This window comes from Dellaglioa sp. CoH-57-MRSF-22, from assembly GCF_056781895.1.
In genome coordinates, this window is the sequence record NZ_JBXAXT010000064.1 from 1 (window position 1) to 527 (window position 527).

General features: G+C 57.3%; 2 protein-coding genes. Both read right to left on the reverse strand.

The window, feature by feature from the left end:
• Positions 1 to 235, reverse strand: a 235-nt coding sequence (locus AC1RPR_RS08160) for a hypothetical protein (RefSeq protein ID WP_481763461.1), incomplete at its 3' end; no start/stop codon positions are given.
• Between the two features lie 83 nt (positions 236 to 318).
• Positions 319 to 527, reverse strand: a 209-nt coding sequence (locus AC1RPR_RS08165) for a hypothetical protein (RefSeq protein ID WP_481763462.1), incomplete at its 5' end; no start/stop codon positions are given.

Consider the following 527-nt stretch of genomic DNA (forward strand, 5'->3'; position numbering starts at 1 on the left):
CGCCGAAGTCTTGCGCGCATGCGTCCCCGTAGCCCGGCGCGCTCAGCGCGGCATGTACGAGTGCCGCGTGTTCCGCGTAGAACGCGACGACGCCAGCCCGGACCTTAGCGCGGGCCTCGTCGTCAGCTTCAATATGCACCCCTTCGAATTCTTCGGTATCCGGCACGTCCGCCCAGATAGCGGCGACGATGAAATGATGAACGATCAAATCGATTTGCTTATCGGTCAATTGCATGGTGTTACTCCGTGTGTTTAGCGTTAGACCTATTGTATGCGGCCCGAATCGAGCCGTCAACAATAACCCTATCGCGTGCCGGGTTAAAACTGGTTGCGTGTCAGGTCGATACGGCTTTTCAGAATCCCGAGCGTACCCGACACACTATCCAGTTCGGCGGGGCTCGCATTCTTGATTAGCGTTTCCGCGATGCATTCCAGCAAATCACAGGGCAACGCGTCGAGCGCAACCAGACGATTAACCCCCGCCGCGATCTTTGCGCACTCCGTTACCGTTGTGTTTTCGTTGGTCG